Origin of the sequence: Pseudomonas sp. BBP2017, assembly GCF_003024385.1 — a bacterium.
Taxonomy (GTDB): Bacteria; Pseudomonadota; Gammaproteobacteria; order Pseudomonadales; family Pseudomonadaceae; genus Aquipseudomonas.
The window spans coordinates 62,403-80,314 of record NZ_PVZN01000009.1; the positions used below are offsets into that span (position 1 = coordinate 62,403).

At 61.5% G+C, this 17,912-nt stretch carries 16 protein-coding genes; 11 read left to right on the forward strand and 5 right to left on the reverse strand.

Translation table 11 applies throughout. The features are described from left to right. Positions 1-5: 5 nt before the first annotated feature. Positions 6-1,034, forward strand: coding sequence for a type IV pilus twitching motility protein PilT (locus C6382_RS13195; protein WP_107024879.1), 1,029 nt, complete (start codon positions 6-8; stop codon positions 1,032-1,034). Here C6382_RS13195 and C6382_RS13200 read toward each other — a convergent pair. Continuing rightward, positions 1,031-1,651, reverse strand: a complete 621-nt coding sequence (locus C6382_RS13200; RefSeq protein ID WP_107024880.1) for a C40 family peptidase — start codon at positions 1,649-1,651, stop codon at positions 1,031-1,033. The two genes, C6382_RS13195 and C6382_RS13200, sit on opposite strands and share 4 nt — an antisense overlap. A gap of 154 nt (positions 1,652-1,805) precedes the next feature. Between C6382_RS13200 and C6382_RS13205 the strand changes: the two genes are divergently transcribed. Continuing rightward, a complete protein-coding gene (locus C6382_RS13205; protein WP_038615556.1) occupies positions 1,806-2,225 on the forward strand; it encodes a TM2 domain-containing protein in 420 nt (139 codons plus the stop codon). A 41-nt stretch (positions 2,226-2,266) separates the two neighbouring features. Here C6382_RS13205 and C6382_RS13210 read toward each other — a convergent pair whose 3' ends face one another. The 3 genes from C6382_RS13210 to C6382_RS13220 form a co-directional block, all read right to left on the reverse strand. Beyond that, positions 2,267-2,956, reverse strand: a complete 690-nt coding sequence (locus C6382_RS13210) for an SPOR domain-containing protein (RefSeq protein WP_107024881.1) — start codon at positions 2,954-2,956, stop codon at positions 2,267-2,269. A 1-nt stretch (position 2,957) separates the two neighbouring features. Then, positions 2,958-4,694, reverse strand: coding sequence for an arginine--tRNA ligase (argS, locus tag C6382_RS13215; protein WP_107024882.1), 1,737 nt, complete (start codon positions 4,692-4,694; stop codon positions 2,958-2,960). A gap of 149 nt (positions 4,695-4,843) precedes the next feature. Next, positions 4,844-7,063: a primosomal protein N' gene (locus C6382_RS13220; protein ID WP_107024883.1), complete on the reverse strand. Its 2,220-nt coding sequence runs from the start codon at positions 7,061-7,063 to the stop codon at positions 4,844-4,846. A 168-nt stretch (positions 7,064-7,231) separates the two neighbouring features. Here C6382_RS13220 and rpmE point away from each other — a divergent pair, with 168 nt between their 5' ends. The 3 genes from rpmE (at position 7,232) to C6382_RS13235 (ending at position 9,715) form a co-directional block, all read left to right on the forward strand. Beyond that, positions 7,232-7,444: a 50S ribosomal protein L31 gene (rpmE, locus tag C6382_RS13225; protein WP_107024884.1), complete on the forward strand. Its 213-nt coding sequence runs from the start codon at positions 7,232-7,234 to the stop codon at positions 7,442-7,444. Positions 7,445-7,446: 2 nt separating this feature from the next. Further along, positions 7,447-8,268 carry a thermonuclease family protein gene (locus C6382_RS13230; RefSeq protein ID WP_107024885.1) on the forward strand — a complete coding sequence of 274 codons (822 nt, stop codon included), beginning with the start codon at positions 7,447-7,449 and terminating at the stop codon, positions 8,266-8,268. Between the two features lie 178 nt (positions 8,269-8,446). Further along, positions 8,447-9,715 (forward strand): malic enzyme-like NAD(P)-binding protein, encoded by a 1,269-nt coding sequence (locus C6382_RS13235; RefSeq protein WP_107024886.1) that lies wholly within the window; start codon positions 8,447-8,449, stop codon positions 9,713-9,715. A 160-nt stretch (positions 9,716-9,875) separates the two neighbouring features. On the opposite strand, the gene C6382_RS13240 is transcribed toward C6382_RS13235, so the two are convergent. Continuing rightward, positions 9,876-12,323, reverse strand: coding sequence for a penicillin-binding protein 1A (locus C6382_RS13240; RefSeq protein WP_371919618.1), 2,448 nt, complete (start codon positions 12,321-12,323; stop codon positions 9,876-9,878). A 180-nt stretch (positions 12,324-12,503) separates the two neighbouring features. Between C6382_RS13240 and pilM the strand changes: the two genes are divergently transcribed. From pilM to aroB, 6 genes are all read left to right on the forward strand, one after another. Next, the gene (gene pilM / locus C6382_RS13245; protein WP_107024888.1) at positions 12,504-13,430 is read left to right on the forward strand and encodes a type IV pilus biogenesis protein PilM; all 927 of its coding nucleotides are present in this window, start codon (positions 12,504-12,506) and stop codon (positions 13,428-13,430) included. Continuing rightward, complete coding sequence (locus C6382_RS13250) at positions 13,418-13,945, forward strand: PilN domain-containing protein (RefSeq protein ID WP_107024889.1); 528 nt, start codon at positions 13,418-13,420, stop codon at positions 13,943-13,945. Before pilM ends, C6382_RS13250 begins: the two co-directional genes overlap by 13 nt. Positions 13,946-14,004: 59 nt before the next feature. Next, complete coding sequence (locus C6382_RS13255) at positions 14,005-14,871, forward strand: pilus assembly protein PilP (protein ID WP_158262106.1); 867 nt, start codon at positions 14,005-14,007, stop codon at positions 14,869-14,871. 24 nt (positions 14,872-14,895) lie between these two features. Then, positions 14,896-16,185 carry a type IV pilus secretin PilQ gene (locus tag C6382_RS13260; protein WP_256589089.1) on the forward strand — a complete coding sequence of 430 codons (1,290 nt, stop codon included), beginning with the start codon at positions 14,896-14,898 and terminating at the stop codon, positions 16,183-16,185. 4 nt (positions 16,186-16,189) lie between these two features. Further along, positions 16,190-16,708 (forward strand): shikimate kinase AroK, encoded by a 519-nt coding sequence (gene aroK, locus C6382_RS13265; RefSeq protein ID WP_010222231.1) that lies wholly within the window; start codon positions 16,190-16,192, stop codon positions 16,706-16,708. A 99-nt stretch (positions 16,709-16,807) separates the two neighbouring features. Further along, positions 16,808-17,905, forward strand: coding sequence for a 3-dehydroquinate synthase (gene aroB, locus C6382_RS13270; protein WP_107024892.1), 1,098 nt, complete (start codon positions 16,808-16,810; stop codon positions 17,903-17,905). Positions 17,906-17,912: the final 7 nt, after the last annotated feature.

Sequence of the window (17,912 nt, forward strand, 5' to 3'; positions counted from 1 at the left end):
GTCTCATGGATGTGACTGAACTGTTGGCCCTGGCGACAAGGGCCGGGGCCTCGGACCTGCACCTGGCGGCGGCAGAGGTGCCGGCCATACGTCTGGATGGACGAATGTGCCGTGTGGATCTGCCAGCCCTGAGTGCTGAACAGGTGCTTGAATTGCTGGGGCAGTTGATGACCGCAGCGCAGAAAAAGGATTTCGAAACGCTTCTGGAAATCGATTTTTCCATCGCTGTACCGGATCTGGCCCGGTTTCGGGTCAATGCGTTCACCCAGTGCCGAGGGCCGTCGGCGGTGCTACGAGTGATCCCGAGTCAGGTGTACAGCCTTGCCGAGCTGGGTTTGGGCGACGTGTTCCGGAAGATTGCCGAGTTGCCTGCGGGGCTAGTGCTGGTCACTGGCCCAACCGGTTCCGGCAAGTCCACCACTCTGGCGGCTTTGCTTGATCACCTGAATCGAGAGCGGCAGTTGCACATTCTCACCCTGGAAGACCCCATCGAGTTTATCCACAAGCCACAACGCAGCATGATCAGCCAGCGTGAAATCGGCCGGCATAGCCATGGCTTTGCTCAGGCCTTGCGCGCTGCGCTGCGTCAGGACCCGGATGTGATCATGCTCGGTGAACTGCGTGACGCTCAAACGATTCGCCTGGCGCTGACCGCTGCGGAAACCGGGCATCTGGTGTTGGCTACGGTGCACGCCGGGTCGGCGGCAAAAACCATCGACCGGCTGGTGGATGTCTTTGCCGCTGAGGAAAAGCTGCTGGTTCGCGCCATGCTCGCCGAAGCCCTGCAAGCGGTGGTGTCACAGGTGCTGGTGGAGAAAGTGGACGGTGGACGCGTGGCGGCGCATGAGATTCTGCTGGCCACGCCGGCAGTGCGCAGCCTGGTGCGCGAAGGCAAAGTGGCGCAGCTGTATTCGACGATACAAACGGGCGGGGCGTCAGGTATGCAGACCCTGGACAGTTGCCTGCAGGGCCTGGTGACGCGTGGAGTGATCAACCTTGAAAGCGCCCACGTGCGGACGCATGAATGGCATTAACGCTTGGCCAGGGCCAATTGCTGGCTTTTCGGCAGGACGCGCTTGGCAACCACATAGCGGCTGCGCCAGAACGGCTTGTTCAGCGTGTCGATGCTGACTCGCTTGCCCGTACGCGGGGCGTGGATGAAGCGGTCGTTGCCCAGATAGATGGCAACATGATTGACCCGCCGGCTCTTGATGTTGAAAAAGATCAGATCGCCGGGCTTGAGGTTATTACGATCGACTTTCACCCCGTGACCCTGGGCCATGGCATTGGAGGTTCGGGGCAGGTCGACGTCAGCGATGTCGTTGAAGGCATACTTGACCAGGCCGCTGCAGTCGAAGCCTTTGCTCGGGCTGCTGCCGCCCCAACGATAAGGCGTGCCCAGGACATTGACGGCACGGCTGAGCACATCGCTGCTCTGCTGCGGCGACATCGACGCGACCGGCAGGCTTGGCTTGCTGGGGCGGGTGCGGAGCTGGGCCTTGGTGCTGACGTTCTTGTTCGAACGTGCAGCCGCAGAATAAGTGGACTGGGTGGAGAAGCCGTTGGGTAAACGTTGCTCACGGTTGGTGGCGTGGGCGGCCAGTGGCAATAATAGGCAAAGGGTCAGCCATGTCTTGAAAAGATGACGCATGGGCAGGGCTCTTGTTGGTTAGCGCGCAACTTTATAACAGCTTTCTGATCAATTTTTGATCCGCTGGTCGATTGGTTCCGTCCGTCCGTCGCCCTAACACAAAAAAGTCACATTTTTTCTTAGAAAATTTATCGATAACCCTCAGAGGCTATGAATGAACAGTTATCAACAGGATGGACAGCTGCATGACACGCACAGCAAGGTGATCGGTTATCTGCTGTGGATTTTCGGCTTTACCGGGGCGCACCGGTTTTATTACGGCAAGCCTGTCACCGGTACGATCTGGTTTTTCACCTTGGGACTGCTGGGCATCGGCTGGCTGATCGACCTGTTCCTGATCCCGGCGATGGATCGCGAGGCTGACCTGCGTTTTCACGCCGGCCCCCTGGACTACAGCCTGAGCTGGATCCTGTTGACCTTCCTCGGCATTTTCGGCGTACACCGTATGTACCAGGGCAAATGGATCACCGGGATCATCTACCTGTGCACGGGTGGATTGTTTCTGGTCGGGGTCTTGTATGACTTCTGGACGCTGAACACCCAGGTGTCGCTGGCCAACGCCCAGCGCCGTTGAATGCCGCGGCCTTGTCGTTGCCGACAAGGCCGCTGGCGGGATTACTGGCGGGTCTGACGCTGCTGTAGCAGCAGGTTGCTGAAGCCGCTGCCGGCCAGTTGTTTCTGGGCCACGGTCAGCTGTTCGCGATTGCTGAACGGGCCGACCAGTACCCGGTACCAGGTTTCTTCTTTGACGGTGCCGGACTCCACCTTGACCGCCTGGCCGAGCAGAATGATTTGCGCACGGACCTTGTCGGCATCGGCCTGTTTGCGGAACGACCCGGCCTGCAGGAAGAATTGGGTTGTTGCCGCCGGCTTGATCACCGCTGGTGCCGGTGGTGGCGTCTGCCCCATCAGCGCGGCCTGGGCCCGTGCGGTATCGATCTTCGCCGCTTCAGCCGGAGTGACCGGCGGTTGCGCCGGTACCGGCGGGGTTTTCTCCGGTACCGCTTCAGGCGGCACGATCACTTCCGACTCGGGCAGCAAGGTATAGAAGTCGTACTTGGGCTTGACCGGTTGTTGCGGGCTCGGCGCAGTCTTGTTGGCTTCAGCGGCTTTCTCGGCTTTCTGCTGTTCCGGCTTGCTGCGCTTGACCTCTTCATTGCCCGGCTCAAGCTTCATCAGAAACACAATGAAGGCGCCGACGCTCAGGCCGATCGCCAGCCACAACCAGCCCGGGATCGGTTGCTTGGCAGGGGCCTGGTTGCGACTGGCGCCGCGCTTGGGTGCGGGTTTTTTCTTGGCAGCCAACTTACATACGCTCCAGGGTTTCCAGGCCGAGCAGTTCCAGACCTTGCTTGAGGGTACGGCCAGTCAGGGCGGCCAGGCGCAGGCGGCTCTGCTGTTGTTCAGGGGTTTCGGCGGCCAGGATCGGGCAGTTCTCGTAGAAGCTGGAGAACAGGCCGGCGACGTCGTACAGGTAGGCGCAGAGGACGTGTGGGGTGCCTTTTTCGGCGACGTTGTTCAGGATTTCGCCGAATTGTGCCAGGCGCGCGGCGAGGTCTTGTTCCTGGGCGGCTTGCAGGACGATCTGGCCGTCCACTTCATCGAAGCGCTTGCCCAGTTTGCGGAACACACCAGCGACGCGGGTGTAGGCGTACAGCAGGTACGGCGCGGTGTTGCCTTCGAAGTTGAGCATCAGTTCGAAGTTGAAGCTGTAGTCGCTGGTGCGGTGCTTGGACAGGTCGGCGTACTTGACCGCATCGATGCCGACCACCTGGCCGATTGCGCGCAGTTCGTCTTCTGGCAGCTCAGGGTTCTTCTCTTTGACCAGGGTGTAAGCGCGCTCCTTGGCTTCAGTGAGCAGGTCGATCAACTTCACCGTGCCGCCGTCGCGGGTCTTGAACGGGCGGCCATCGGCGCCGTTCATGGTGCCGAAGCCCATGTGTTCCATTTGCATCGGGTGGCCGACGAAGCCGGCCAGACGGGCGACTTCGAACACTTGGTTGAAGTGCAGGGCCTGGCGCTGGTCGACGAAGTACAGGGCGCGGTCGGCCTTGAGTACGTTGCTGCGATAGCGCACGGCTGCCAGGTCGGTGGTGGCATACAGGTAGCCGCCGTCGGCCTTCTGCACGATCACGGGCAGTGGCTCGCCTTCAGCGGTCTTGAACGCTTCAAGGAACACGCACTGGGCGCCCTTGCTTTCAACCAGCAGGCCCTTGGCCTTGAGGTCGTTGACGACATTGGCCAGATCATCGTTATAGGCACTTTCGCCCATGACGTCGGCCATGGTCAGTTTGACGTTGAGCAGTTCGTACGTCTTCTGGCAGTGCGACAGCGAGATGTCCTTGAAGCGGGTCCACAGCTTCAGGCAGTCCTCGTCACCGGCTTGTAGCTTGACCACTAGGCCACGGGCGCGGTCGGCGAACTCTTCCGACTCGTCGAAGCGTTTTTTCGCCGCGCGGTAGAAGTTTTCCAGGTCCGACAGCTCGTCGCTGGTGATCGGGTTCTCTTGCAGGTAGGCCATCAGCATGCCGAACTGGGTGCCCCAGTCGCCAACGTGGTTCTGACGAATCACAGTGTCGCCGAGGAACTCCAGGACGCGCGACACGGCGTCGCCGATGATGGTCGAGCGCAGGTGGCCGACGTGCATTTCTTTGGCCAGGTTAGGGGCCGACAGGTCGACCACTACCTTCTGCTGCGGGCCGGCCTTGCTCACACCGAGCTTGGCGTCGGCCAGCGCGGCATCCAGGCGAGCGGCCAGGGCCTGGGTATTCTGGAAGAAGTTGAGAAAGCCCGGGCCGGCGATCTCGACCTTGCTGACCTGCTCGTCGGCAGGCAGCGCGGCAATGATTTTTTCTGCCAGCTCGCGGGGTTTCATGCCGGCCGGCTTGGCCAGCATCATCGCGATGTTGCTGGCGAAGTCGCCGTGGGTTTTGTCCCGGGCGTTTTCCACCTGGATCGCCGGCGTCAGCCCTTCAGGCAACACACCGTCGGTGACGAGTTGGGTGAGGGCTTGCTGGATAAGCTGGCGAATGGTGTCTTTCATGGGCTTCTCTTTCGACCGCAAGCGCGGCGGCGCTTCGATGCGCAGGTGGAAAAACTGGACATTATCCGTTGCCGGGGCGAGGTTGCCAACCTTTGGGGGATTTGTGGTGACTTTAATCGCGGGGCAAGCCCGCTCCCACAGGGGGGCTGTCAATACAAATCTACCGGGTCTACATCCAAAGACCAGCGCACCTGGCGCCCGGACGGCATTTGTTCCAACAGTAGCAACCAGGCACTGATCAGTCGATGCAAAGGCGCCCGCGCATTGGCCTGGAGCAATAGTTGTGCACGAAAACGCCCCGCACGTCGTTCCATCGGCGCCGGTACCGGGCCCAACAGCTCGATGCCCTGCAGGTTGTGCTCCGCCAGCAGTTGTTCGGCCGAGCTGCAGGCTTCGTCGAGGAAGCTCTCGGCCTGTCCCGGTTTGTGCGCTTCGGCGCGCAGCAGGGCGAGGTGGGCAAACGGTGGCAGTCCTGCGGCGCGGCGCTCGCTCAGGGCCTGCTCGGCAAAGGCGAAGTAGCCCTGTTCGGTCAGTTGCACCAGTAGCGGGTGGTCAGCCAGATGGGTCTGGATGATCACCTTGCCAGGCTCCTCGGCGCGCCCCGCGCGGCCGGCGACCTGAACGATAAGCTGGGCCATGCGCTCGCTGGCGCGGAAATCGCCGGAGAACAAGCCACCATCGGCATCGAGGATCGCCACCAGAGTCACTCGCGGGAAGTGGTGCCCTTTGGCGAGCATCTGGGTGCCAACCAGGATGCACGGCTGGCCGCGTTGGATGGTGTTGAACAGTTGGTTCATGGCGTCTTTGCGCGAGGTGCTGTCGCGGTCCACACGCAGTACCGGAAAGTCGGGGAACAGAATGCTCAGGCGTTCTTCGGCCCGCTCAGTGCCAGCGCCCACCGGGCGCAGGTCGACTTTGTTGCATTGCGGGCACTGGCGCGGCACACGTTCGTCGTAACCGCAGTGGTGGCAGCGCAGTTCGTTGGAGCGTTGGTGCACGGTCATGCGCGCGTCGCAACGCGGGCATTCGGACATCCAGCCGCAATCATGGCACAGCAGAGTCGGGGCAAAGCCACGGCGATTGAGGAATACCAGCACCTGCTGGCCAGCGGCCAGGGTCTGGCCGATAGCCTGTTGCATTGGCCCGCTGATGCCGCTGTCCAGTGGTCGGCTCTTGACGTCCAGGCGCAGGAAGCGTGGCTGTTGGGCGCCACCGGCGCGCTGGTTGAGGCGCAGCAGGCCGTAGCGGCCGCTGTGGGCGTTGTGCAGGCTTTCCAGTGATGGCGTTGCCGAACCGAGCAGGATCGGGATGTTTTCCTGGCGCGCTCGCACCAGGGCCAAGTCGCGGGCGTGGTAGCGCAGGCCTTCTTGCTGTTTATAGGAGCCGTCGTGCTCCTCGTCGATGATGATCAGGCCAGGGTGCTTCATCGGCGTGAACAGTGCCGAGCGGGTGCCAATGATGATATCGGCCTCGCCGTCGCGGGCCGCCAGCCAGGCGTCCAGGCGTTCGCGGTCATTGACCGCCGAGTGCAGCAGGGCGATGCGGGCGTTGAAGCGCTGTTCGAAGCGCGCCAGGGTCTGCGGCCCGAGGTTGATTTCCGGAATCAGGATCAGCGCCTGCTTTCCGGCCTCAAGGGTTTCGCGGATCAGTTGCAGGTAGACCTCGGTCTTGCCGCTGCCGGTCACGCCGGCGAGCAGGAAGGCATGAAAACTGTCGAAGCCCGAACGCACGGCATTGAAGGCTGCGCGTTGTTCGTCGTTGAGTGGCAGCTCGGGTTGGGCCAGCCAGTGTTCGTGGCGCTCCAGAGGTAGATGGCGGCGCACTTCGACCTGGACCAGGTCTTTGGCCAGCAACAGGTCGAGGCTGTCCTTGCTCAGCATCAGCTTGCTCAGCAGGGTGTGGGCGACGCCGTGGGGGTGCTGTGCCAGAGTCGCCAGGGCTTCACGCTGACGTGGCGCGCGGGCGATGCGCGGATCATCCAGGCGCGCCCCCGGTGCAATCTGCCAGAAGCGTTCCTGGCGGGCCTCGGCCGGTTCGCCCTGGCGCAACAGCACCGGCAGGGCCCAGCTCAGGGTGTCGCCAAGGCTGTGCTGGTAGTACTGGGCCGTCCACAGGCACAGCTTGAACAGCGCCGGGGGCAGCGGCGAAATCGGGTCGAGCAGGGCAATTGCCGGCTTGAGTTTGTCCGCCGCAACCTCACTCTTGTCGGTGATTTCGATCAGGATGCCGATCATTTCCCGTCGCCCGAAGGGCACGCGGATACGCATGCCCGGGGTCAGCGCCTGGCGCGCCATGCTCGCTGGCGCCCTGTAGTCGAACAGTCGCCGCAGGGGCGAGGGCAGGGCGAGGCGCAGAATGACGTCGGACACGCGATGAATTCTCTGAAGGGGGTTAGCAAGAGCCGGCGAGCCTAGCAGACGACGGTCGGTGCAAGCGACAACTTGCGTTGACAGCATGCTCTGGTATTATTCGCCGCCTAATTACGTGCGGTATTCAACAATGGTGTTGGGTGGCGGCACGCAGTCGAGGAAGTGACCATGAAGCCAGAAATTCACCCGAATTATGAAGTAGTCGCAGTCACCTGCAGCTGCGGTAACAAGTTCGAAACTCGTTCGACCCTGTGCGCTCCACTGGGTACCGACGTATGCAACGAGTGCCACCCGTTCTACACCGGTAAGCAGAAGACTCTGGATACCGGCGGCCGCGTCAAGCGCTTCGAAGATCGCTTCGCAGCGTTCGGCAAGAAGTAAGATTGCGCGTAGCCGGGCCGATGGGTTTGGCAATGCTGCTGAAAAAGGCGTCCCTTGTGGGCGCCTTTTTTGTGGGCGCAATCTGGCAGTTGCAGGCACAGGCCTTCTGTCCGCTGCCTGTCGATCCCCAGCGGGTAACCGTGCGCCAGGTGGTCGATGGCGATACCTTGCGTCTGAATGATGGGCGCAGTGTTCGCCTGATTGGCCTCAATGCCCCGGAAATCGGCCGCAAGGGTCGAACCAGTGAACCCTTCGCCGAGGCTGCTCGTCAGCGTTTGCAGGCCTTGGTCAGGGCCAGTGGGGCTGAGGTCGAGCTGGTGCCGGGCGTCGAGTCCAAGGACAAGTATGGGCGCACCTTGGCGCACATTTATGGTCGCACTGGCGACAATTTTGAAGCACAACTGCTCAGCGAAGGCCTTGGCTACCGGGTTGCCGTGGCTCCTAACGTGTCCCTCACCGACTGTCAGCAGCAGGCCGAGCGTGCCGCTCGTCAGCTGAAGGCCGGTGTATGGCGGCAATCACCCGTGATCCCGGCGGCACAGGTGCGGCAATCCGGCTTTGCCTTGATCGGCGGCAAAGTTATGGGTATCGAGCGGAATCGCGGAGGTATCTGGATCGAAATCGACGATACGTTGGTGCTTCAGGTCCCGGCGCGGCTGCAGCGCAATTTTCCTCCCTCCTTCCTTGATGGGCTCAAGGGCCGAAGCATCGAGGCGCGAGGTTGGGTGCTGGATCGTTCCCGCAAAGGCGGCCTGAAAACCGGGCAGAAGCGCTGGTTGCTGCCTTTGACTGATCCTTCGATGCTGGAGCGGGTCGAAAGATAAAAAATTGTGGACATTTTTTTCTTCAATTGTACACATTGAAACCCTTGCAGGCTGCGGCTCTTGGCGGAAAGTCGTAGGTTAAAGGCCTTGACACAAGTGACCGGCCAGTCTTGTCGGCCCTTTGCTCTTTGCGTATCCTCGGCGGTCCGTCAGAACAGTAAATAGCGGAATGCCCACCATGTCAGATTTGAAAACCGCCGCTCTCGAATACCATGCTCAGCCTCGTCCGGGGAAACTGAGCGTCGAGCTCACCAAACCTACCGCGACTGCTCGCGACCTGGCGCTGGCCTACAGCCCTGGCGTGGCCGAGCCGGTACGTGAAATTGCTCGCGATCCGGAGCTGGCTTACAAGTACACCGGCAAGGGCAATCTGGTAGCAGTCATTTCCGACGGCACCGCCATCCTTGGTCTGGGTAACCTTGGCCCACTGGCGTCCAAGCCGGTCATGGAAGGCAAGGGTGTTCTGTTCAAGCGTTTCGCTGGCATCGATGTCTTCGATATCGAAGTCGACTCCGAAAGCCCACAAGCCTTCATCGACACCGTCAAGCGCATCTCCATCACTTTCGGTGGCATCAACCTGGAAGATATCAAGGCGCCTGAGTGCTTCGAGATCGAGCGTGCGCTGATCGAACAGTGCGACATCCCGGTGTTCCACGATGACCAGCACGGCACGGCGATCGTTACCGCTGCCGGCATGATCAACGCTCTGGAAATCGCAGGCAAAAACCTGGCTGACGCCAAAATCGTCTGCCTGGGCGCTGGCGCTGCCGCCATCTCCTGCATGAAGCTGCTGGTGAGCATGGGTGCGCAGATCGAGAACATCTTCATGGTTGACCGTACTGGCGTGATTCACGCTGGCCGTGACGACCTGAACCAGTACAAGGCGGTCTTCGCCCACGCTACCGACAAGCGCACCCTGGCTGACGCCTTGCAAGGCGCTGACGTGTTCGTTGGTCTGTCCGGCCCGAACCTGCTGAGCGCTGAAGGCCTGAAGTCGATGGCACCGAACCCGATCGTCTTCGCCTGCTCCAACCCTGATCCGGAAATCGCCCCGGAGCTGGCGCACGCTACCCGTAGCGACGTGATCATGGCCACCGGTCGTTCCGACTATCCGAACCAGGTCAACAACGTGCTGGGCTTCCCGTTCATCTTCCGTGGTGCCCTGGACGTTCGCGCCAAGCGCATCAACGAAGAGATGAAGATCGCCGCCGCCAACGCCCTGAAAGACCTGGCCAAGCTGCCAGTGCCGAAGGAAGTTTGTGCAGCCTACGGCGTTGATTCGCTGGAGTTCGGCCGTGAGTACATCATTCCGAAGCCAATGGATGCCCGTCTGATCACCGTCGTATCCGATGCTGTGGCCAAGGCCGCGATCGAAACCGGCGTGGCGACCCTGCCGTATCCGAAGAACTACCCGCTGAAAAGCGTGGATGACGTGTTCAACGGCTAAGCCGTTGTAGCGTTGTAACAAAAAGCCCCGGCTCGTGAGAGTCGGGGCTTTTTTGTGTCTGTCTCGGTGGGAGCGGGCTTGCCCCGCGATTCGGTTTGTCAGTCACATCCCGTCGCGGGGCAAGTCGAGTCGTCGCACCGCCGCTCCCACAGGTTCCGAATCAGAACAGATCGATCGGTGCCGCTTCATCCGCCGGTAGCGGGCTGCCCGGTGCCGAGCCATTGAGCTCGTTGACCGATGGCGGCGTGTCCTCGGCCTTGAACAGCTCGAAGTAGGCATTCGGCGTGCTCGGTGTTGCCGCCCGGCCACTGACTGGGTCGACCCGCAAGCTGAGGATGCCTTCCGGTTCGGCCGGGGCGTGGTTGGGTTTGTCTTTGAGCGCCGGGCCCATGAAGTTCATCCAGATCGGCAACGCCACGGTGCCACCGTATTCACGACGGCCCAGGGTTTCAGGCTGGTCGAAACCACTCCAGACGGTGGTTACCAGGTCGGCGTTGTAGCCGGAGAACCAGGCATCCTTGGATTCGTTGGTGGTACCGGTCTTGCCTGCAAGGTCCGTGCGGCCCAGGGCCAGGGCGCGTCGCCCGGTGCCGCGCTTGATCACGTCCTGGAGCATGCTGGTGAGGATGTAGGTGGTGCGGCTGTCGATGATGCGTTCGGCCACTGCTGGCGGCTGTGGGAAGGCAGGCTGGTTGCTGGCAGGCGTGGCAGCGGCTTCGCCGGGGAGCTGAATGCTGATCGGCGCTTCTGGTGCGGCGATACCGGCTTCGACCTGTTCCGCTTGCGGCACCCGTGGCGGGTTGGCGGTAAACAGGGTTTCACCGTTGCGGCTTTCGATACGTTCGATCAGGTACGGGGTGATCTTGTAGCCGCCATTGGCAAAGGTGCTCCAGCCCGTGGCGATTTCCATCGGGGTCAGGGTGGCGGTGCCCAGGGCCAGGGACAGGTTGGGCGGCAGGTCCTGCTTGTTGAAGCCGAACTTGCTGATGTAGTCGATGGTCGGGCCGACACCCATGGCCTGCAGCAAACGGATCGATACCAGGTTGCGCGACTTGTACAGCGCTTCACGCATGCGGATCGGGCCGAGGAAGGTGTTGGTGTCGTTCTTCGGGCGCCAGACTTTGTCCAGGTATTCGTCGACGAACACGATCGGGGCATCGTTAACCAGGCTGGCCGCGGTGTAGCCGTTGTCCAGCGCTGCGCTGTAGACGAAAGGCTTGAAGCTTGAGCCCGGCTGACGTTTGGCCTGCATGGCGCGGTTGTAATTGCTCTGCTCGAAGGAGAAGCCACCCACCAGGGCGCGGATGGCGCCACTGTTGGGGTCGAGCGAGACCAATGCACTCTGCGCGCCCGGAACCTGGCTGAACTTCAGATCGCCGTTGTCCAGACGCTGGACGCGGATCAGGTCGCCAACCTGGGCGACGTCGGAAGGCTGTTGCGGCGCACGCCCCTGGCTATTGGTGTTGAGGAATGGGCGGGCCCATTTCATGGTGTCCCAGGCCACATGCTCCAGCGTGTCGGCACGGGTCAGCACTTGCAGGCCGGTCTTGTCGACCTGGGTGACAATCACCGGCTCCAGGCCGCCCAGCGGGCGCTGCTTGCTGAGTTCCTGCAGCCAGGCAGCGTGAGTCTTGCCCGGGAAGCGTGCTTCAGGGCCGCGATAGCCATGGCGCTCATCGTAGGTGCTGAGGCCGTCGAGGACGGCTTTGTTGGCAATTTCCTGCAGGTCGCTCGGTACCGTGGTGGTGACCCGGAAACCTTCGGTGTAGGCATCGCTGCCATATCGGCCAACCATTTCGGCGCGGGCCATCTCGGCGATGTAAGGGGCGCGGACTTCAGGCGTCGGCACGTGGTAACTGGCGTTGATCGGCTCAGCCAGGGCGGTCTGGTAACTGGCTTCGTCGATTTTGCCCAGTTTGTACATACGGCCCAGGATCCAGTCACGGCGCTCTTTGGCGCGCACCGGGTTGGCCAGCGGGTTGAAGCGCGACGGCGCCTTGGGCAGACCGGCGATCATGGCCATCTGCGCCAGGCTGATTTCACGGATCGACTTGCCGTAGTACACCTGCGCCGCAGCTTCGATGCCGTAGGCACGGTTACCCAGGTAGATCTTGTTGACGTACAGCTCGAGGATCTCGTCTTTGGTCAGCTCGCGTTCGATCTGCAAGGCCAGGAGGATTTCGTTGGTTTTGCGCGAGAAGCTGCGTTCACTGCTGAGGAAGAAGTTCTTCGCTACCTGCATGGTGATGGTGCTGCCGCCGGTCTGGATGTGCCCGGACTTGAGCAATTGTGTTGCAGCACGCATCAGGCTGGCGGGGTCGACCCCGTAGTGATTGGCGAAATTGTCGTCTTCGGCCGAGAGCAAAGCCTGGATGAAATGCGGTGGAATGTCGGCGAAACGGATGGGAGAACGGCGCATCTCGCCAAACTCTGCGATCAGCTTTCCGTCGCTGCTGTAGACCCGCAACGGGATCTGCAACTGGATGCTTCTGAGGGCCTCTACTGAGGGCAAGCTGGGGCTAAGATACAGAAACGCGCCGCTCAGGCCGAGCACGATTGCGCAAATGACTGCGACGAAAGACCACCAGAAGAACTTCAGCAGGCGTATCAAGGCTTTTGGGCGTCCAGGTAAAAGAGTGGGTTGCGCGCAGGACCAGCGGATAAGGAAAAACGCTGGGCATTATAAGCATTTTTCGCACGGTCGCGTTATTGGCGCGCCTGTCAGGGAACTCAGTCAGGTTTGACGGGGCAAAGCCCCTGTTGAGCTGCAGCGATCGAGGGAAAATCGATGTTTGGACGCCTAGGCAAGGATGCCGGTTCACTTCTGGGGGTAGAAATAACCCCTCCGTTCATCAGGCTGGTGCGCTTGCACCGTCACCGCGGTCGTTACAGCGTGCAAGCCTGGGCGCTCGAGCCCTTGCCCGCAGCGGCCATGCGCAATGGCTGGATTGCTGATCCCGAACAGGTTGGCGCGGCCTTGCTCCAGGCAGTCCGGCGTAGCGCTGGGCAGGTGCGCAGGGCAGCCGTTGCGCTGCCAGGTGGGCTGGTGATCGAGAAGCTGCTGTCGATGCCGGCGAACGTTGATGACGCAGCCATTGTTGAGCGTCTGCCAGTCGATTGCGGCCAGTTCGTTCCTTTTGCCCTTGAGGATGCGGCCATCGACTTTCAGGTCGTGGGGCCCGATCCCGACGAACCGCAGCACCAACAAGTCGTTGTTGCCGCCTGTCAACTGGCGTTGCTGGATGTTCTCCAGGCCAGCCTCGAGTCCGCCGGCATGTGCGCTTGTGTGGTTGAGCCTGACAGTCATGCCTTGCGTCGTGCGGTGCAGTACGAGGGGGTTTTGCTGCAAGTTGAGGCCGATGCCCTGGTTTTTCATGAGTGGGGTGCGGGGCCGGTGTCGCTGCGTCGTGAGGTGCGCATGTCAAATCAGGGCGACTTTGTGCAGTCGTTGGCGACGGCTGTGGATAACTACCTGCTATCCAGGCCGGGGACGGCCTTGCCAGAGCAGTTGTTGCTTGCAGGCGCCGCTACTGCTGATCCCCGCTTGCTCGTACAGTTGCAGCAACGCCTCGGCCTGGAGATGCACCATGCCAACCCTTTCAAGCATCTGGCATTAGCGCCAGGCCTGCAGTCCCGTCCTTCGCTGGCGCAGGCCCCGTGTCTTACAGTCGCTTGCGGTCTGGCAATGCGTGAGGACGATCGATGCCTGGCTTGAATCTGTTGCCCTGGCGTGAGCAGCGGCGCCTGGCCGGTATCCGGCGTTTGCAGTTGCTGTTGTGTGGCGTAGGGCTGATGGCTGTGCTGGTTACTGTGCTGACGGACTATCTGGGGCGACAGGCGCAGCAGCGCCAGATCCGCGAAAATGCCACGATCCAGCAGGCGATCGACAGCCTCGATGCTCAATTGGCGCAGCTAGCGCAACACGAAGTTGAGCAGCAGCAGATCCGGGGCAGGTTGCAAGCGCTGGAGTCTCTGCGCGGCAAGCGCTTGTTTCTGGTGGATCTTCTCGAGCAACTTGAACGTGCCGTACCTCAGGGGGTACAGCTCACGGCGGCGACCCGGCAAGGTGCGCGCCTGCATATCCATGGGCTGGCGCACTCCGGTTCGCTGGTTGCGCAGCTGTTGCGCAACCTCTCTTGCGCGCTAGGGAAGACCGAATTGCAGCAAGTGAAGGCTGTGGATGAAGGGGAGGCGTTCGAGTTGAGCGTGGCCTTGAGGGCTGACTCTTGAACCTGTCGGCCATCGCTCGATGGCAGCTGGTGACGGGCTCGCCCGTCAGGCAAACGTTATTGCTGGTTGGTTGTCTGGCGCTGCTGCTGGGGCTTGCCTACAGCGTTCATTTGCGGGCTCTTTTCGTCGAAATCGAGAAGGGCGCCGAACAGGCGCAGTACTTGCGGATCGAGCAGGCAGACAAGGCTGCAGGTACGCGGGCGCTTGCCGCCCATGAGGCGCGACTGGCTGCGGCGTACCAGAATCTTGATGAGGCGCGCTGGAGGTTGGCTGCGGGCGGTGAGCTGGCTGACCTGCTGGAAAACATTGCGTACCAGGCTCAGTCGACCGGAGTGTTTGTCGAACAGCTAGAGCTGTTACCGGAAATCCTCCATGACCAGCACATTGAGCTGCCCATGCAGCTTCAGTTGCAAGGCACTTACCTGGCGTTACTGACTTTTACCCACGGTCTTGCTCATCTGCCCCGACTCATCACTTTTCAGGATTTCTCTTTGCTGCCGACGCAGTCGGGCCTGCGTTTACAGGTACACCTCAGCGCCTACCGCAGCCGGCTGACGAGCGCGGTCTCTGGCCTCTCTGGATTGGAGCCAGAGCCAGAGCCTGTGCCTCCGGTGCCGGGCGTTTCGCGAAGTCCGTTCGAGCCCTCCTCCCTGATGCAGAACCGTCAGTACCTGGAAACCTTGCCACTCGACCAGTTTGAGATGATTGGCAGCCTTGCCCGTGGTTCGGTGCGCTTTGCCTTGCTACAAGTCGCTGGCGTCGTCCATCGCCTGCAGCTGGGTGATCGCCTGGGGCGTGATCAGGGGCGGGTCGTGGGCATTGATGAGCGGCAGATCGAAATAGCCGAGCAAGTGTTTGTGGTGGGCAAGGGCTGGATCGAGCGGCGTCGAACGCTGAGCCTGAAGCGGCCTGCAGGCGCGGGATAAAGCAGTGGACCAGGGAGGTCGCAGATGAGGACGGGATGGAATATGGCGGTATTCGCCGGGTTGTTTACCCTGCAGGCTGCCGGCGCAGTGTCGGCCAGTGGCGCGCCACCGGACGAACCTTTGTCGTTGAACTTCCAGGATGTCGAGGTGCGTTCGGTGTTGCAGGTGCTGGCTGATTTTTCCGGGGTCAACCTGGTCGCCAGCGATGCGGTGCAGGGCAGGGTCACCCTGCGCCTGCAGGATGTGTCCTGGGAGCAAGCGCTGGATCTGGTGCTGCGTAGCAAAGGCTTGGAGCAGCGTGCCGAAGGCAATGTCCTGCTGGTGGCGCCCATCGGCGAACTGGCCGGGCAGCAACGGCAACTGCTGGAAGGTCGTCAGCAGGTGGCCAGCCTGGTGCCGACACGCCGAGAGCTGCTGCCGATTCACTATGCCCAGGCTGTGGACATAGCGGCTGTGTTCCATTCGCTGATGGATAACGATCCATTCGACGCGGCTCCGGGAGCGCTGAGTGTCGATGAGCGGACCAACACCCTGATCGCGCGCCAGACTCCAGAGCGCCTGGAGGAGTTGCGTCAGTTGATCGCTCGCCTGGATGTGCCGGTGCGCCAGGTCATGATCGAGGCGAGGATCGTTGAGGCGAATGTCGACTACGAAAGGAGTCTGGGCGTGCGCTGGGGCGGGGCGCTGAATCTGGGCAGTGGTCTGGTGCTGGGCGGTGCCGACACCTTTGTCGACCTGGGGGCGGAGCGGGCTACCTCGGCCATCGGTTTGGGGCTGGTGCGCGATAACGTCCTGCTCGACCTGGAGCTTAGCGCCATGGAGAAATCCGGCAATGGTGAAATTATCTCCCAGCCCAAAGTGGTCACCGCCGACAAGGAAACCGCGCGGATCCTCAAGGGTACTGAAGTGCCTTATCAGGAAACCAGTGGCAGTGGCGCTACCTCGGTGACCTTTCGTGAGGCCTCGCTGTCGTTGGAGGTGACGCCGCAGATCACCCCGGACAACCGGGTGATCATGGCCGTGAAAGTGACCAAGGATGAGCCGGACTACCTCAATGCCTTGGCCCATGTGCCGCCGATCCGCAAAAACGAGGTCAACGCCAAGGTGCGCGTCAGGGACGGCGAGACCATCGTGATCGGTGGCGTGTACTCAACGGTGCAAAGTAAAGTTGTCGATAAGGTGCCATTTTTCGGCGATGTGCCGTATGTTGGGCGGCTGTTTCGTCGCGATGTTCTACAAGAGAAAAAATCCGAGCTGCTGGTCTTCCTGACTCCGCGTATCATGAGTGACCAGGCGATTGCTGTGAGTCGTTGATTCTGTGCGAAATTTGATACTTGTGGGGCCCATGGGTGCTGGTAAAAGCACCATCGGTCGCCTGTTAGCCAAAGAGCTGCGCCTGCCGTTCAAAGATTCCGACAAGGAAATTGAACTGCGTACCGGCGCCAATATCCCGTGGATCTTCGACAAGGAAGGCGAACCGGGCTTTCGTGACCGTGAGCAGGCGATGATTGCCGAGCTGTGCGCGTTCGATGGCGTGGTGCTGGCCACTGGTGGAGGTGCGGTGATGCGCGATGCCAATCGCCAGGCCCTGCATGCCGGCGGGCGGGTGGTGTACCTGCACGCCTCGGTCGAGCAGCAGGTCGGGCGCACTTCGCGTGACCGCAACCGGCCATTGCTGCGCACCGCCAATCCGGAGGCGACGTTGCGTGCCCTGCTGGAGGTCCGTGATCCGCTCTACCGCGAGATCGCTGATCTGGTAGTGGAAACCGACGAGCGGCCGCCGCGAATGGTTGTGCAGGATATTCTCGAGCGCTTGCAGAAGTTGCCGCCCCGTTAAGCCAGGACTATCCTCGGCGACCAGTCATGCCATGACAGGGCACACCGTTATCGCGCGGGTCGAGCCATCGATGCCGCGCCTCGTTCATTGTGGGGACACATGCAGACACTAAAGGTCGAATTGGGCGAACGTAGCTACCCGATCTACATTGGCGAAGGCCTGCTGGATCAACCTGAACTGCTGGCGCCGCATATTGCCGGCCGACAGGTCGCCATTATCTCCAATGAGACTGTCGCACCCCTTTATCTTGATCGTCTGAGCAAGACCCTGGGTGCCTATTCGGTGCTGCCGGTGGTGTTGCCGGATGGCGAGGCCTTCAAGAACTGGGAAACCCTGCAGCTGATTTTCGATGCCTTGCTCACGGCTCGCCACGACCGCCGCACCACGGTGGTTGCCTTGGGTGGCGGGGTGATAGGCGACATGGCCGGGTTTGCCGCCGCTTGCTACCAGCGTGGCGTGGACTTCATCCAGGTGCCGACGACCTTGCTGTCCCAGGTCGATTCTTCGGTGGGCGGTAAAACCGGTATCAACCACCCGCTGGGCAAGAACATGGTCGGCGCCTTCTATCAGCCCAATGCGGTGCTGATTGACACCTGCAGCCTCAACACCCTGCCGCCGCGCGAACTGTCGGCCGGCCTTGCCGAAGTGATCAAGTACGGCCTGATTTGTGACGAACCGTTCCTGGGCTGGCTTGAAGCGAATATGGATGCCTTGCGCGGCCTGGATCAGGTTGCCCTGACCGAGGCGATTGCGCGCTCCTGTGCGGCCAAGGCCGCCGTTGTCGGTGCTGATGAGCGCGAGTCTGGCGTACGCGCCACCCTCAACCTCGGTCATACCTTCGGCCACGCCATCGAAACCCACATGGGTTATGGTGTATGGCTGCATGGCGAGGCCGTGGCAGCGGGCACCGTGATGGCGCTGGAGATGTCCATGCGCCTGGGCTGGATCAGCCAGCAGGAGCGTGATCGTGGCATCCGCTTATTCCAGCAGGCAGGCTTGCCGGTGATGCCGCCAGAGGAAATGACCCCGGCGCAGTTCATGGAGCACATGGCAGTAGATAAAAAGGTACTCGACGGTCGTCTGCGTCTGGTCCTGCTGCGCCGAATGGGCGCAGCGGTGGTCACCGACGACTATCCGAAAGAGATTCTTCAGGCCACGCTGGCTGCGGATTACCGCGCGATCGTGGCCCAGCTTTGAGGTTGAT

Coding starts and splice junctions, on each gene's coding strand:
- C6382_RS13195 (WP_107024879.1), top strand. CDS start 6: ATGGATGTGACTGAACTGTTGGCCCTGGCGACAAGGGCCGGGGCCTCG.
- C6382_RS13200 (WP_107024880.1), bottom strand. CDS start 1,651: ATGCGTCATCTTTTCAAGACATGGCTGACCCTTTGCCTATTATTGCCA.
- C6382_RS13205 (WP_038615556.1), top strand. CDS start 1,806: ATGAACAGTTATCAACAGGATGGACAGCTGCATGACACGCACAGCAAG.
- argS (WP_107024882.1), bottom strand. CDS start 4,694: ATGAAAGACACCATTCGCCAGCTTATCCAGCAAGCCCTCACCCAACTC.
- rpmE (WP_107024884.1), top strand. CDS start 7,232: ATGAAGCCAGAAATTCACCCGAATTATGAAGTAGTCGCAGTCACCTGC.
- C6382_RS13235 (WP_107024886.1), top strand. CDS start 8,447: ATGTCAGATTTGAAAACCGCCGCTCTCGAATACCATGCTCAGCCTCGT.
- pilM (WP_107024888.1), top strand. CDS start 12,504: ATGTTTGGACGCCTAGGCAAGGATGCCGGTTCACTTCTGGGGGTAGAA.
- C6382_RS13250 (WP_107024889.1), top strand. CDS start 13,418: ATGCCTGGCTTGAATCTGTTGCCCTGGCGTGAGCAGCGGCGCCTGGCC.
- C6382_RS13260 (WP_256589089.1), top strand. CDS start 14,896: ATGAGGACGGGATGGAATATGGCGGTATTCGCCGGGTTGTTTACCCTG.
- aroB (WP_107024892.1), top strand. CDS start 16,808: ATGCAGACACTAAAGGTCGAATTGGGCGAACGTAGCTACCCGATCTAC.